This is a genomic window from Anaerosolibacter carboniphilus (genome assembly GCF_014205875.1).
GTDB classification, from domain to species: domain Bacteria; phylum Bacillota; class Clostridia; order Peptostreptococcales; family Thermotaleaceae; genus Anaerosolibacter; species Anaerosolibacter carboniphilus.
Genome location: NZ_JACHEN010000021.1, coordinates 43,635 through 59,102, shown reverse-complemented (window position 1 = coordinate 59,102; position 15,468 = coordinate 43,635). Strand labels below are relative to the sequence as shown.

Below are 15,468 nucleotides of genomic sequence, written 5' to 3'. Positions count from 1 at the left end.
AAGTGAAGGGAACAATGAGAAAAGTTTCAGCGTTGATGCTTGCTCTTGTGATGGTACTTGCCATGGCCATTCCAAGCAGCACGTCCTATGCAGCTGGCGAACAAGTGAAAATCACAGTGCTTGCCACCAGTGACATGCATGGTCGTATTTACCCATGGGACTATGCGATTGACTCCGCTACGGACAATACGGGTTTTGCAAAAGCCTATTCCGTGGTAAAGGAAGTAAGAGCAGAAAATCCAAATACGATCTTGATTGACAACGGGGATACCATTCAAGATAACATGGCGTCATTGTTTAACAATGAAGAAATACACCCGATGATACAGGCCATGAATATGATGGATTATGATGCTTGGACATTGGGGAATCATGAGTTTAACTTTGGTTTGGATGTGCTTGGCAGAGCAATCAAAGGGTCAGAGGCACCTATATTGGCAGCAAACATCTATAAAGCCGATGGAACAAGATTTGTGAATCCATATATGATTAAAGAAATTCAAGGGGTGAAGGTTGCCATTGTAGGGATGATTACCCACCATATTCCAAGATGGGAAGCCAGTACACCCAAGAATTTCGAAGGATTAACCTTTGTTGATCCCGCTGAAGAAACAAAGAAGGTATTGGCGGAGCTGGACGGTAAAGCCGATGTGATTATTGGATCCTATCATTTAGGGGAAGAAGGGGAATATGGGGCAGTAGGCCTTGCAGAAATTGCAAAAGCCCATCCACAATTTACTGCAATGATTGCAGGCCATGCCCACTCTGATATCCCTGGGAAGGACGTAAACGGCGTATTATTGGTGGAACCTAAGAATAACGGAAATAAAGTGTCAAGAATTGATTTGACCCTAGAGCAAAAAGACGGGAAATGGATCGTAGTGGATAAAGCTAGTAAGAATATCGATACAAAAACCTATCCTTCAGATGTAGAGATGGAAGCTGCATTCAAAGCATACCATGACAAGGCGAGGGAAGAAGTAAATGTGGTCATTGGTAAGGTAACAGCGAACTTCTTGGATCAAGTAGATGTATTGCCAGGCATTCCTACAGCCCAGGTGCAGGATACAGCCTTGGTCGATTTTATCAATGAAGTACAGATGCATTATACTGGAGCAGATATTTCTGCAGCGGCATTATTTGATTCAAAATCCAATGTTTTGGCAGGGGATTTTAAGAAAAAGGATGTTGCAAATATCTACAAATATGAAAATACTTTAATGGCTGTAAAGGTAAATGGTAAGGAATTAAAAGAATACATGGAAGCTTATGCGGGAAAATATTTTAATACATATAAGCCAGGAGATGTGACTATCAGCTTTGATCCGAATATTAGAGGATACAATTTTGATATGTTCGCTGGTGTAGACTATCAGATCGATATATCAAAGCCAGTGGGAGAAAGAATTGTCAACCTGACATTTAAAGGAAAGCCAGTAACCGACGAGATAGAGTTTACCCTTGCTTTGAATAACTATCGTTTTGGGGGATTATCCAAGGACGGCATTATTAAGGAATCCAACAAGGTTTATGATTCCTATGAAAAATTTGGGGATGACGGAAGGGTTAGAGACTTGATCGTTAAGTATGTACAAGAAAAAGAAACGATCATGCCAACAACAGATAACAATTGGAAAATTATTGGCGCAGACTTAAATCATCCATTAAAAGACAAGGTATATGAGATGGTGAAAAAAGGAGAGTTAAAGATCCCTACTTCTGAAGATGGAAGAACTCCAAATGTAAAAGCATTGAATGTAAATGATCTAATAAAGGAAGGAAAGTTAGCCGCTGACAGTGGAAGCAAGCCAGTGCCTGTTTCCATAACAAAGGCGCCGATAGTCCCTGCTGCCAATGTGACATACACAGTAAAGGCAGGAGATATGTTGTGGAAGATTGCTAAGCAGTTTGGGATCGATCTCAAGAAATTAGCTGAATTCAACCAATTAAAGAATGCGAATATGATCTTCCCAGGACAGGTACTGAGCATTCCTCAGCCATAGGAGAAGGAAACTTGTATGAGGAAGTAGCTTGAAAAATCAAGGCTATTCCTATGACGAACAAGTCGAATGATTCAAAAAATTCTATATATTGTCTTTCGAACTGAAAAAGTTATGATAGAATGGTAGTGTATAAGCATTATATTACAAAGAGGAGAAAGGATGAAAGGAACGATGAAAAAGTTATCTGTATTTTTCTTGGTCTTTGCGTTGCTATTTGCCTTGGTGTTGCCGAATAACACAGTTTTTGCTGCGGGAGAAACAGCAAAGAAAATCACCATCATACATACCAATGACACCCATGCCAGAATTGAAGGGGATCAAACAGCATTGATTGGTTTTGATAAGATCTCAACCATCGTAAAGGAAGCAAAGGAGAAGAATCCGAATACTTTGGTGATTGACGCAGGGGATGCTTTCCATGGTCAAACCATTGCTCATTTGGTGAAGGGTGAAAGTGTAGCCAAAGTCATGAATAAAATAGGTTATGACTTCATGGCACCTGGTAATCATGATTTCAACTATGGACAGGAAAGATTATTGGAGTTAAATGCCATAACAAACTTCCCAATCTTAGCTGCCAACGTGAAAAAGGCCGATGGTTCTGACTTCTTAACACCTTATGAAATCAAAGAGGTGGATGGAGTAAAAATCGGATTCTTTGGTTTAGCGACACCTGAGACGTTATATAAGACACATCCAAACAATGTAGTAGGATTGACTTTTGAAGAACCAACGCAGGCTGCTGCTGATATGGTTAAAGAGCTTCAGGATAAGACAGATGTCATTATAGCGATTGCCCATCTAGGTTTGGACCAAAGCAGTGTAGATACAAGCAAAAAGGTTGCTGAACAAGTCGCAGGCATAGATATTATCATCGACGGCCACAGCCACACCGTATTGGAAAATGGGTTGGTCGTTCATGATGTTTTGATTGCTCAAACTGGTGAATATGGAAAAAATGTAGGGATAATTGAATTTAGTGTGGAGGATGGAAAGGTTATAGAGAAGAAGGCAAGCCTCATCAACAAGGCTGCCAGTGATGCGGTCACAGCAGACAAAGAAATCACAGATCTAGTGGCAGACATCAAGGCGGCGAATGATGAAATAACTTCTGTGGTGGTCGGTAAATCAACTGTTGTATTGGATGGAGAAAGAGCCCATGCAAGAACCAGTGAAACCAACCTTGGCAATCTGATTGCAGATGCCATGTTAGATGCCACAAAAGCAGACGTGGCTATCACCAACGGTGGTGGCATCAGAGCTTCTATTAATGAAGGAGAGATTACAAAGGGTGAAGTAATTACTGTATTGCCGTTTGGGAACTATGTTGTATTGACAGAATTAAAAGGATCGGCCCTTTTGGCGGCATTAGAGCATGGTGTAGATGCATACCCAGAACAAGCAGGTCACTTTGCCCAGGTAGCAGGCGTAACCTACAAATTTAATCCCAATAAGCCCGCAGGTCAGAGAGTTACAGAAGCCATGGTCGGTGGGGAGAAACTAGATGTAAACAAGACATATAAGGTTGCCACTAATGATTTCATGGCAGCAGGCGGCGACAAGTATGATATGTTTAAAGGAACGCCTACTTTAGGGCAATACCCTTCCTTGGATGAAATTCTTATCGACTATATTGCCGCAAAAGGTACTGCTGATGCAAAGGTAGAGGGCAGAATTGTTGCCATAGAACCAGCCGTAGTTCCAGAAAAGGCTCCAGCGCCAACGCCTGTGCCAGCTTCTACACCTGCTCCTACTCCTGCGAAAGAGTACATCGTAAAAGTAGGGGATGTATTGTGGAAGATTGCGAAGGAATTTGGTGTAGCTTATGAAAAGCTTGCCGAGTTCAATCAATTAAAGAATCCACATTTGATCTTACCAGGACAAAAGCTATTGATTCCTTAAATCAGCAAAAAAGCTGCCTTCGGGCAGCTTTTTAAGTGATTGACAGAAGGAAGAGAAAAGAATATACTATAGATGAAAATATATGCGTAGTTGGGTGCCCCATAGGGGAGAATAGGGAATGAAGTGTAAATCTTCAGCGGACCCGCCACTGTGATGAGGAGCCTTTGTTATAACCACCTGTTGATTCGGGGAAGGGACAAAAGGCGTTGAATCGAGCCAGGAGACCTGCCTTTCTGCGAAGCGTCATGAATGATGGTAAAGTTCATGGTCTATTTGTTATTCAAATAGGCTATGGACTTTTTTATGTTGTAGGGAATATTACAGCAATAAAGAAGCCGGAAAACGTAGGGGTGGAGGACCCTGTCCACCTGGCAATGATTTTGATTACGTTAACGGACGGACAGGGTCGTTCGTCCCTACAAAAATTAGAAGTCTTCTATTGATGAGGAGGAAGAAAAGATGAAAGTAAGTACAAAAAAACTAGTATGGATGGGATTGTTGATCGCTTTAAGCTTTGTTGGGGCAAATATAAAAATTCCTAGTCCATTCCAAAGTATAGCACTGGATGCCATGCCGGCATTTTTAGGAACATTGATGCTTGGCGGATTATCGGGGGCAATCATAGGGTTTTTAGGGCATATGCTCACGGCAGCAACTGCGGGATTTTATATGACGATTCCAGTGCATATTATTGTAGCAGTGATGATGGCCATCACTATGGTTGGGTTTCATTTTGCCTATAGAAAGACCAATCTCATTGGCGCGGGGATTGTGGGAATTCTACTCAACGCGGTAGGAGCACCCTTGGTATTGGTATTCATACCGAACTTTGGCTGGCCCTTCTTCATGGGGATAGTACCATTCCTACTGGTAGCAAGTGCTGTAAACGCCATATTGGGAATCGTCATATTTACAGCATTGAACAAATCAGGTGTACAAATAAGTAAAGGATTTGGTCAAGATGGCAAATAAATATCGAGATATAGATCTAGTAACGCTTCCCAATGGAGATATTCTGGTGATTGCCTGTGATTCTTGCGGTGCTATTGGACTAAAGGACCGGGATGTGGTGAAGGCGCCTCCGTTTATTGCAGGAAAATATACGGCCAGGGTATGCCTCATGGAGACCTTTGCAGTGGGTGCATTGCCGATAGCTATGACAGCGAATATCTGCAATGAGTTGGAGCCTACAGGCCGAGAAATCCTCCGAGGCATCCAGGATGAGCTGGAGGAATGTAATCTTCTCATACCCATTACCATCAGTACGGAGAAAAACATGGAAACAACCATGACTGCTTTAGGCGTAACTGTGCTGGGGACCTGCAAAGAAGATGGGCTAAGACATTATAGGGTAGGCAAAGGGAACAAGGTATATGTGATGGGGATTCCAAAGATGGGACAGGAGGTAGTGGACGATCGAGGGGAAATTGCTACGATCTCTACATTGATCCCCCTTTTGCAATGGGAAAATATTAAGGAAATCCTACCTGTAGGCTCTTCTGGCATTAAAGGGGAGTTGGATAAATTGTCAGCCCATACAGGCTTGCATATGAAATTTGAAGGAAAAATACCCATCAATCTAGAGAAGTCGGCGGGGCCTTGTACAGCAGTTCTGCTGTTTAGCGACGGTCCTATAGAAGAGGACTGTGGGATTCCATTCACAAGGATTGGCGAACTTATATAATACTCTGAGAAACAGAGTATTATTTTTTATGGTATAAGAAAATGTATTTTCTTATACCATAAAAAAGCAGGGGTGCAGGGGAAGTATTCCCATGCCGAAGTCAGAGGGGTGATCAGGCTGCTTGGCAGCCGTCGAAGGGGAACTAGGTTCCCCTAGCGAAGCACACGTAGTGTACCTTTTTATCAGCAATGTTAACTTATTGTGAATATAAAGTTGACAAATAAGTTAACCTATAATATGATAATATCAAACATACATATCAAAGGAGGAGCAAGAGATGAAGTTACAAACAAGAGACATGATTCTTGTCGCACTTTTTGCAGCATTGACAGCCATTGGTGCTTTTCTGAAAATCCCAACACCTGTTGTACCATTTACGCTGCAGTTTTTATTTTGTGCTTTTGCAGGGATATTTTTGGGTTCAAGATTAGGATTGTATTCTCAACTGCTTTATATAGGTATTGGTTTAGCAGGTGTTCCCGTGTTTACAAAGGGTGGTGGCCTTACTTATGTATTGGAACCAACCTTCGGATATTTGATAGGATTTACTCTTTGTGCATGGCTTATCGGTAAACTTACAGAGAATTTAAAGACAGTTAAATTTGGAAATCTATTTCCACGGGTGCTTGCAGGACTCGCGGTCGTATATTTGTTTGGAGTAACTCATTTATATTTAATCATCAACCTATATATGGGTAAGCCTATGCCTATCTCAGGAGCCATCGCAGCAGGATTCACACCATATATTCTATCGGATTTAATTTTAAGTGGAGTGGTAGCCTTTACGGCAACCATGGTAGTACCAGCATTAAGACGTGCAGGATATGTAGGACTGAGATAAAGTAGAGGGGTGGACAAGGTGAAGCAATTTATTCATGAAATGACAGAAAAGATATTAAATGGTGGGAAGATTGCCTTTGATGAGGCGATGAAAATCATGTCTATTACGGAAAGTGATGTGGAATCACTGGAAGCCCTCTACGAAGGTGCCAATGAGATTCGTAAAAAGTTTGCAGGAAACAAGGTGGATTTATGTACGATTATGAATGCGAAATCAGGAAAGTGTTCTGAGGACTGTAAGTACTGTGCACAATCAGCCCATTACCATACAGGGATCGGTGAATACGATTTGGTAGATTATGATCAAGTGATAGAGCGAGCAAAGGAAATGGAAAGAGAAGGGGCCCATCGTTTCTCTTTGGTGACCAGTGGCAGAGGGGTAGATGGGGAAGAGTTTGAAAAGCTTGTGGAGATGTACGGCCGTTTAAGTAAGGAGACAAGCTTAAAGATTTGTGCTTCCCATGGCATCATATCCCATGAACAAGCCTTAAGGTTAAAAGGGGCTGGCGTTAGTATGTATCACCACAATGTGGAAACCAGCAGTGATTACTATGAAGAAATCTGTACAACCCATACGTACCAAGATCGTTTGGATACCATTCGTAACATTCAAGAAGCTGGAATGGAACTCTGCTGTGGCGGTATCATTGGGATGGGTGAGTCTGTAGAAGATCGTGTAAAAATGGCTTTTGAAATCGGAGAGCTAGGGGTAAAATCCATTCCGGTAAATATTTTAAATCCTATCAAAGGTACACCGCTAGGAGATTTGGAACTACTATCTCCTGTGGAGGCGCTAAAGACCATGGCCCTGTACCGTTTCGTCATTCCAGACTGTTATATTCGTTATGCAGGTGGCAGAATGATCTTGGGAGAGCTACAGAAAATCGGCTTTAGGGCAGGAGTAAACGCAGCCTTGGTAGGTAATTATTTAACGACAATTGGTAGTAAGATTGAAGACGATATTCAACTAATTCGTTGCGAAGGTTTTGATATATAGACTGAACACCCCATGGCATTTGAACGCCATGGGGTGTTTTAAAATAAGGGAGTGGATAAACTTGGCCAAGGGAATTTTCATTGTAGGTACGGATACAGATGTGGGGAAATCGGTGATTACGGCGGGACTAGTATATTTGCTGAGAAAAAATGGTTATAGGGGAGTTAGCTACAAGGCTGTTCAAAGTGGTGGCATTGAAGAAGATGGTAGGCTGATTTCAGCAGATGCACGATTTGTGAATCTGGTGGCTGGCCTAGAGGAAGATCAAGAAAATATCAATGGATATTGCCTGAGAACCCCTGTATCTCCGCATTTGGCAGCGAAGCTAGAAGGTGTCAAATTGGAGAAAGCGGTAATTTTAAAGAAATATCAAGCGCTTTGTAAAAAATATGATTATGTTATTGCTGAAGGCAGTGGAGGATTGGTAGTGCCTCTTATTGATGAAGCGTATATGGTCTATGATTTTATAAAGGAGTTAGACTTGCCCTTATTGGTGGTGGCTAGAACAGGGGTAGGAACCATTAATCATACGGTGCTGACGGTAAAACATGCCCGGCAAATGGGACTGGAAGTAAAGGCTATTGTCATGAATGGTTATAGAGGCAGCATTGCAGAGGAAGACAATATAAAAATGGTGGAAAGACTCACAGGAGTACCTGTGCTTGGCGTCATTGACCAATTGGAATATATCGATGTAGAAAAAGGAAGTTACGGAAACCTCAAAGAAGAATTTGAAAGAAAAATGGATATTCAAGTTCTCTTGGAAAGCATGGCGGATACAAAGGACGTGATAAAGGATGAATGAGCTGCAGCGGAAGGATCTACAGTATATTTGGCATCCTTGCTCTCAAATGAAGGATTATGAAAGCTTTCCACCCATCGTGCTGGAACGGGGGGAAGGGCCTTATCTCTATGACATAGAGGGAAGGCGCTATTTAGATGCTGTATCTTCTTGGTGGGTTAATCTTTTTGGACATAGCAACAAACGGATTAACAAAGCTATCGCCAATCAGGTAGACAAGCTGGAGCATGCCATCTTCGCAAACTTTTCCCATAAGCCTGCCATAGAGCTGGCAGAGCGAATTGTGAAACTTACACCGGAAGGCTTGAATAAGGTATTTTTTGCTGATAATGGATCATCAGCAGTAGAAGTTGCTCTAAAGCTGAGCTTCCAATATCATCAACAGATGGGAAAACCAAAAAAGATACGATATGTGGCTATCTCTGAGGCTTATCATGGTGAAACCCTGGCTGCCCTATCGGTAGGGGATATCGACTTATACAATGAGATCTATAAGCCCTTATTGCTCAATACTTTTAAGGCAGCAGGCCCCAATTGTTATCGTTGTCCCTATGGAGAGGATAGGGAGAACTGTGAAGGAAGCTGTATCGAGGATATGGAGCGGATTGTATCGGAGCATCATGAAGAGATCACCGCAGTGATCATTGAACCTATGATTCAGGGGGCTGCAGGTATGAAAATCTATCCTGCCATCTATTTGAAAAAGCTAAGACAGCTTTGCAATACCTACGATATTCATTTGATTGCAGACGAAATCGCTGTAGGCTTTGGAAGGACGGGTAAGATGTTCGCCTGTGAGCATGCCCAAATTTCACCGGATATCATGTGCCTGTCCAAGGGATTGACGGCGGGCTACATGCCATTGTCTTTGGTACTGATGACGGATACAATTTATGATGCTTTCTATGATGATTACGTAAGCTTACGAGCTTTTATGCATAGCCACAGCTATACGGGAAATCCCATAGGATGTGCCATTGCCTGCGAATCTCTCAACATCTTTGAAGATGAGAATGTGATTGATAAAAATAGGATTACGAGCCAGCGCATTCAGGAAAGAATACGGCCCTTGTTGGATCATCCCAATGTGGGGGAATTTCGGCAGCTGGGTATGGTAGGCGCTCTTGAACTAGTCAAAGACAAGAAAACGAAAGAAGGTTTTGATTGGAAGCAGCGGGTGGGCTATCAGATTTATCAGATTGCATTGAAACATGGCGTCTTATTAAGACCGTTGGGAAATGTAATCTACTTTATGCCTCCCTATGTCGTCGATGAAAAAGATATTGATTTCATGGTCGGTACGGCGGAGAAAGCAATTTGTGAATATTTAGGAAGATAACTGTTCAAAAGACGCAATGTTTTTGCGTCTTTTGAAGTTTTTTTGGAGAAAATAGGTCTACTGTAATATTGAGTAGGGAGTTAGGATATATTGACATAAAGGGAGGCGATTTTATGAGGAATCGAATGTTTATATATCTGATCATTGGGGCTTTGCTGGGAGGGATTGCTGGTTCATTGACAACCCTGGGAGTCCTTCAATATAAACTAAAGCATGATTCTGGAGCTTTGGTAAAAGAAATTATCATTGAGCAGAAAGATGTAATCATCGTGGAGTTAAGGGAAGAGGTAGAGAAGGAACTCGATCAAATGATAAATGCTCGAAAGGCGGAAATCCTTGGAGAGGTGAGAAAAACTATGGAAGACGTCATCGGTGAAAAGAAACAAAACCTTAATCAAGAGATTGAGAAAGCTATTGATGATTATATCAAAATGAAGCTAAAGAACATTTTTTCCAATTAATGCATGGGGAAAAAGTATATGAGGAATGTTTTAAGGTAAATTTAGAGGGAATATATAATGCAGGAAGATTGACAAATGAGTAAGAATCAAAGGTAAAATAGAATGAGTGTATTTTTCTGATAAAGAAGAGACTCGCAAAGCATTCATTATTTTTAGGACAAAAAAGGGGGACAAGTATATGAAGTTACGGAATAAGATTTTACTACCAATACTTTTGATCATGATGATAGGTATTGGGACTTTAGGGATCAGCAATTATCTCAATGCGAAAAACCTTATTATGAATCAACTCTATACACAGACAGCCAACGAATTGAAGACTGTAGTGATGATGCAGGAAAAACATAAGGTAGACATAGAGGACATCGTAGATACAATGAAGGTAGGGAAGCTAGGATATCCTTATATTGTAGATGAAAAGGGAATTATCATCGTTCACCCTGACAAAAGCACTGTAGGGCTTAACCTCAATGATTACGAATGGGGTAAAGAAATTTTAACTAAAAAAAATGGCAGCCTCAACTATGTTTTTAAAGAGGCGGAGAGATATACAGTTTTTCAAGAAGTAAATGGACATATTGCTGTGATTGCTGTTCCTATAGATGAATTTGTTCGGCCACTGAATGCGCTAAGGCTACAAATGTTGTTGATTTTAGCAGGCGCAATATTGCTTTCAGCTGTGGTAATTACCTTGGTGATTCATCGTTTGGCGATTAAGCCATTAAATCAATTGGTAAATGTTATGGGACAAGCAGGAGAAGGGCATCTTGGCGTAAGGGTGGACATACAATCAAAAGATGAAATCGGACAATTATCTCAAAGCTTTAACAAGATGATTGAAAGCATTAAGCAACTGGTTAGCAATGCAAAGGAAATCACCATCAAGCTAGAGGAAGCTTCGGAGTTGATTGCTGCCTCGACAGAAGAAGTAAGCGCTTCTACGGTGGAGGTTTCGAAGACGGTTGAAGAAATAGCTTCAGGAGCAAGCAGCCAAGCTGCCGAAACGGGAGATTGCTTGGAAATTACAAACGATCTGGCCCACATGATTGCAGCTGCTACAGACAAACTCAATAAAACTGTAGAAAACACAATAGAAATGAGAGAAAAGAATGAAATGGGATTGAGGACTATTCAAGAATTGGAAAGCAGATTCCATGAAAATACCAATGCTTCGATGGATGTGGCAGCCAGTGTAGGTGAGTTGGCAGAAAAGTCCAAGTCCATTGGAATCATTATAGAGACCATTCGTTCCATTGCAGATCAGACGAATTTATTAGCCCTCAATGCGGCCATCGAAGCAGCACGTGCCGGGGAACAAGGGAGGGGATTTGCTGTTGTAGCCGATGAAATCAGGAAGTTGGCTGAACAGTCAGCAAAGGCAACAGGAGAGATTCAAAATATCATCGGAGCAATTGTGGAAGTGATTACAAATACCAATGAAACCATTGATGGAACGAGGGTAATTATTGAAAATGCCAATGTTTCATTAGGGCAAACCAAAATAGTATTTGACAGCATCAAAAGCTCAACCGATGAGGTCGTTAGTCAAATCCATCTATTGGACCAGGATATACAGTCCATCGATGGAGCAAAGAACAGTGTATTAAGTGCCATCGAAAATATTTCGTCTGTATCCCAACAGACAGCTGCGGCAACCCAAGAAATCAGCGCTTCAGCCGAGGACCAGACAGCATCTATGGAGGAAATCGCCTCTGCGATTCAGGAAATGAACACCATGGTAGGCGATTTATCAGACAAGATTAAAATCTTTAAATTGTAGATGAATAAAAAAATAAGCTCCTAGGCTTGATGCTTGGGGGCTTATTTACTGGTAATAGAGGCTGCAGAAAGGAGCTGCTGGTCACATTTGTTTAAAGTATTCTCATCCTGTGCCATCACATATAGAAAAAAAGTTCCGCCATATTCTGCAAAATAGCGTACGTAAGTACGTCCCTTTAAAATGATGACAGGATAGTTTACCCCGGGAAACCAAGGGGGATGAGGCAGACCATACTGATAATAACCCGGGTAGTTGACATGGTCCCTTTGATGGATGGGAGCGTTGGTTTCAATATCTGCATCAATTTTAACCCACCCATTATAGCCCATATAGGATTGATTGTACTGCACATCCTTGACTTGATAGCGAAAGGTCACCTGATCAGAGGATAAGCCTACAGAAGGCAATACCAAATGGGTTTGGTCAAAGCTTGGAACCTGTGAAAGTTCATCCATCATGGGGGTACCTTCTTGGTCAAAACCATACATCCAGTGGGAATCGTGGGTAAAGACGGCATATCCCCCATAAAAAGCGCCACAGTAGGGTGAATCCAAATCATAGAAGGAAGAACTACCTTTCCAAAAGTCAAAGTGCCCAAAATCATATAAGATATCAAGTGAGACCTTTTTCCCGATATATTGGGAAAAGGCCTCACTCCCATTGTGATGGAGCATGTAGGGATACCAATCCCTTTCCGGAGTTTGACTTCCATCAGGGATGTAAAAACGAATACCTTTTTGATGGAGTGTACTGCTTTTTACTATACCAAGGTCGTAAATAGGCATCAAAATATAGCTTCTAAGGGTGTAGAAAAATGGAAGCTTTCCCAAATAGAACAGGAGTACAAATGAGATTAAAAGAGAAAGAAACCACCTTTTTTTCATTATTTCTTCCTTTCTTACTTATCACCTAAGAGCATATTGAGGTCGATAACATCCTTTTCCAACTGAATCAGCTTATTTTTTAGTATTTGATAATCTTTTGCGGATAAATCGGTACTTAATAGCATGTGAATGCGATCAATGGCAACATTCAAATCACGCAGCATATTCTGTGCACTAGCGTCAAGTTCACCAGCTTGACCAGGAATGATCTTGGGAATAGACTTGGAAAGATCCACACCGTATTCATTCAATTCAAAGCTTTCATAAAGTTTTGGTACCACAGTTTCTATGTCAAATGTATCGCGAATCATATGGGCAAAATGGGTGGATGCATCTGGCTCGCCATGGACAATGAAAATCTTCTTCGGAGGCTTTTTAAAGCTTCGAAGCCAATCCAGCAGCTCGCTTTGATCTGCATGGCCTGAGAAGCCCTCAATGCTATGGATTTCAGCCCGAATCTGAATTTTCTCGCCAAAGATTTTTACATTTTCTGCACCGTCCTTGATAGAACGGCCCAAAGTGCCTTCGGCTTGGTAACCGACAAAGATAACACTGGAGTTTTTCTTCCATAGATGATGCTTAAGGTGATGTTTGATTCTGCCAGCTTCGCACATGCCACTGGCGGATATGATGATTTTCGGCTCTTCAGAAGCATTTAACAACCGAGATTCTTCAGCAGTTTTGGTAAATCGAAGATTGTGGAAATCCAGGGGGTTATCTCCGCTTAGAATGTATCCCCGGGTTTCTTCATCAAAGCAGTCTGCATGCTTTCTAAAAATCTCCGTTGCAGAGGTCGCCATAGGACTGTCTACATAAACGGGAACTTTTAAAAGATCTTGGATCATCTCTTTGTGATCATAGTATTTGTTTAATTCGTAAATCAATTCCTGGGTTCTGCCTACAGCGAAGGAGGGGATGATTACCGTGCCGCCTCTGGCGATGGTTTTGGAGATGATATCCATAAGCTTGAAAACTCTCTTTTCTGGCTCCTCATGAAGTCGATTGCCATAGGTGGATTCTAAGATCAAATAATCAGCATCTTCAATAAGGGATGGGTTTCGAAGCAAAGGTCTATCCTTAGAACCCAAGTCTCCTGAAAAGACAAGTTTTGTTTCTTGATTTTCCTCTCGAATCCACAGCTCTACAATGGAGGAGCCAAGAATGTGTCCTGCATCTTGAAAGCGAAGGCTGATAGAATCTGTTAAATCTATTTTTTGATCATAAAGGATCGGATTCAAAAACTGGAGACTGTTTTCTGCATCCTCTACCCGGTATAACGGCTCCACAGGATCCAATCCGGCCCGCAGCCGCTTCCTGTTTTCCCATACGGCCTCCATCTCATGGATGTGACCACTATCCTTTAAAAGTATGCTTGCCAGGTCTGCTGTGGCCCGTGTACAAATGATTTTACCCCGAAAGCCTTCTTTAGCAAGCTTCGGAATTCTACCGCTATGGTCAATATGGGCATGACTTAGTATCAAAAAATCAATTTCAGAAGGACTAAAAGGAAAGGGCAAGGCATTAAGCTTCTCTGTTTCTTTACCACCTTGAAATTGTCCGCAGTCTAATAAAATTTTATAAGTATCTGTGGTAATGAGATAATTAGAACCCGTAACCATCTGTGCAGCACCTAAAAAACTTATCTTCATAGAATCCGCTCCTTTGTCTTATGTTTATCAAATCTATACCCCAGAAAAGGGAGGATATAATCAATTATTCATAATATTCCATAATATTATGAACAATTCCTCCATAGAAAAAGGAATTAGGGTAAGTTTCATCGAAAAAACTATAAAGTAGAATATAGAAAGGAGCAATGAATATGTATTTTGTAACCTATGAAGTAGGAAAAGAGGAAAAGGTGGGTTTGTGTGATCCCCAACAGGGCAAAATCATCTCGATAGATCGATTTTTTGAAAAAGAAGAAATCACTAGCTATCCAAAAACAATGCTTGAACTGATAGATATTTTTACAGTGGAATTAGGGAAAAAGATGGAAGGATGGGCTGGTCAAGAAGCTTTTCTAAATGAGGGAATAGCGTGTAGTGAAGTAAAAATTAAGGCGCCGATTCCGTACCCTCGAAGAAACATTTTTTGTCTAGGGAAAAATTATTTGGATCATGCCAAGGAAGTTGGAACAGTTCTCGGGGATCAAGAGGAGATTCCCAAAGCACCGATCTACTTCAGCAAGGTGGCTGCCCCTGCCATTGCAGATGGAGACTTTATCGACAGTCATCCAGGCATTGCTCAAAAATTGGATTATGAGGTGGAGCTGGCAGTTGTTATAGGCAAAGAGGGGAAAAATATTCCTGTTGAGGCAGCAGAAGAATATATTTTTGGTTATACGATCCTCAATGATGTCAGTGAGAGAGGACTGCAGAAACTACACGGGCAATGGCATAAGGGAAAAAGCCTGGATACATTCTGCCCTATGGGGCCTTATTTGGTACATAAAAGCCAGATTCCTTTTCCTGTGGAGCTGGAGATCGCCTGCCATGTGAATGGAGAGCTGCGGCAGCATTCCAACACACGGAATCTCATCTTTGATATTCCCCAGATTATCCATGACCTATCCAAGGGGATGACCCTAAAACCAGGGGATATTATTGCTACCGGTACGCCTGCTGGTGTAGGGATGGGTTTCAAGCCTTTCAAATTCTTGAACCCTGGGGATGTTGTAACGTGCAGCATTGAAAAGCTAGGAACGTTAACGAATCAAGTAAAATAGTAATATGATAAAAAAGCGCCCTTAGGCGCTTTTTTTATGGAAAGAAAT

The 15,468-nt window shown here is 41.5% G+C and carries 14 protein-coding genes and 1 riboswitch; of the genes, 12 read left to right on the top strand and 2 right to left on the bottom strand.

Annotated features, from left to right (window positions below; translation table 11 throughout):
- The first annotated feature begins 2 nt into the window (after positions 1 to 2).
- From HNQ80_RS16290 to HNQ80_RS16240, 11 genes are all read left to right on the top strand, one after another.
- A complete protein-coding gene (locus HNQ80_RS16290) occupies positions 3 to 2,003 on the top strand; it encodes a 5'-nucleotidase C-terminal domain-containing protein (protein WP_184311725.1) in 2,001 nt (666 codons plus the stop codon).
- Positions 2,004 to 2,162: 159 nt separating this feature from the next.
- Positions 2,163 to 3,905 (top strand): 5'-nucleotidase C-terminal domain-containing protein, encoded by a 1,743-nt coding sequence (locus HNQ80_RS16285; protein ID WP_243183331.1) that lies wholly within the window; start codon positions 2,163 to 2,165, stop codon positions 3,903 to 3,905.
- A gap of 75 nt (positions 3,906 to 3,980) precedes the next feature.
- Positions 3,981 to 4,152: riboswitch (cobalamin riboswitch) on the top strand.
- Positions 4,151 to 4,348: a hypothetical protein gene (locus HNQ80_RS16280; protein ID WP_207727048.1), complete on the top strand. Its 198-nt coding sequence runs from the start codon at positions 4,151 to 4,153 to the stop codon at positions 4,346 to 4,348. Its footprint overlaps the riboswitch before it by 2 nt.
- A gap of 16 nt (positions 4,349 to 4,364) precedes the next feature.
- Entirely contained in the window at positions 4,365 to 4,877 is a 513-nt protein-coding gene (locus tag HNQ80_RS16275; RefSeq protein ID WP_184311723.1) for an ECF transporter S component, read from the top strand.
- Complete coding sequence (locus HNQ80_RS16270; protein ID WP_184311722.1) at positions 4,867 to 5,589, top strand: AIR synthase related protein; 723 nt, start codon at positions 4,867 to 4,869, stop codon at positions 5,587 to 5,589. The genes HNQ80_RS16275 and HNQ80_RS16270 overlap by 11 nt, the downstream gene beginning before the upstream one ends.
- Positions 5,590 to 5,866: 277 nt before the next feature.
- A complete protein-coding gene (locus HNQ80_RS16265; RefSeq protein WP_184311721.1) occupies positions 5,867 to 6,430 on the top strand; it encodes a biotin transporter BioY in 564 nt (187 codons plus the stop codon).
- Between the two features lie 18 nt (positions 6,431 to 6,448).
- Positions 6,449 to 7,426 carry a biotin synthase BioB gene (gene bioB, locus HNQ80_RS16260; RefSeq protein ID WP_184311720.1) on the top strand — a complete coding sequence of 326 codons (978 nt, stop codon included), beginning with the start codon at positions 6,449 to 6,451 and terminating at the stop codon, positions 7,424 to 7,426.
- Between the two features lie 61 nt (positions 7,427 to 7,487).
- On the top strand, positions 7,488 to 8,231 hold the full coding sequence (gene bioD, locus HNQ80_RS16255) for a dethiobiotin synthase (RefSeq protein WP_184311719.1): 744 nt from the start codon (positions 7,488 to 7,490) through the stop codon (positions 8,229 to 8,231).
- Positions 8,224 to 9,567, top strand: a complete 1,344-nt coding sequence (bioA, locus tag HNQ80_RS16250; protein WP_184311718.1) for an adenosylmethionine--8-amino-7-oxononanoate transaminase — start codon at positions 8,224 to 8,226, stop codon at positions 9,565 to 9,567. Before bioD ends, bioA begins: the two co-directional genes overlap by 8 nt.
- Before the next feature lie 113 nt (positions 9,568 to 9,680).
- Positions 9,681 to 10,028, top strand: coding sequence for a hypothetical protein (locus tag HNQ80_RS16245; RefSeq protein WP_184311717.1), 348 nt, complete (start codon positions 9,681 to 9,683; stop codon positions 10,026 to 10,028).
- Positions 10,029 to 10,206: 178 nt separating this feature from the next.
- Positions 10,207 to 11,808: a methyl-accepting chemotaxis protein gene (locus HNQ80_RS16240; protein WP_184311716.1), complete on the top strand. Its 1,602-nt coding sequence runs from the start codon at positions 10,207 to 10,209 to the stop codon at positions 11,806 to 11,808.
- A gap of 41 nt (positions 11,809 to 11,849) precedes the next feature.
- Here HNQ80_RS16240 and HNQ80_RS16235 read toward each other — a convergent pair whose 3' ends face one another.
- Both HNQ80_RS16235 and HNQ80_RS16230 read right to left on the bottom strand, forming a co-directional pair.
- On the bottom strand, positions 11,850 to 12,692 hold the full coding sequence (locus tag HNQ80_RS16235; RefSeq protein ID WP_184311715.1) for a hypothetical protein: 843 nt from the start codon (positions 12,690 to 12,692) through the stop codon (positions 11,850 to 11,852).
- Between the two features lie 14 nt (positions 12,693 to 12,706).
- Entirely contained in the window at positions 12,707 to 14,341 is a 1,635-nt protein-coding gene (locus tag HNQ80_RS16230) for an MBL fold metallo-hydrolase RNA specificity domain-containing protein (protein ID WP_184311714.1), read from the bottom strand.
- Between the two features lie 173 nt (positions 14,342 to 14,514).
- Here HNQ80_RS16230 and HNQ80_RS16225 point away from each other — a divergent pair, with 173 nt between their 5' ends.
- The gene (locus HNQ80_RS16225; protein WP_184311713.1) at positions 14,515 to 15,420 is read left to right on the top strand and encodes a fumarylacetoacetate hydrolase family protein; all 906 of its coding nucleotides are present in this window, start codon (positions 14,515 to 14,517) and stop codon (positions 15,418 to 15,420) included.
- Positions 15,421 to 15,468: the final 48 nt, after the last annotated feature.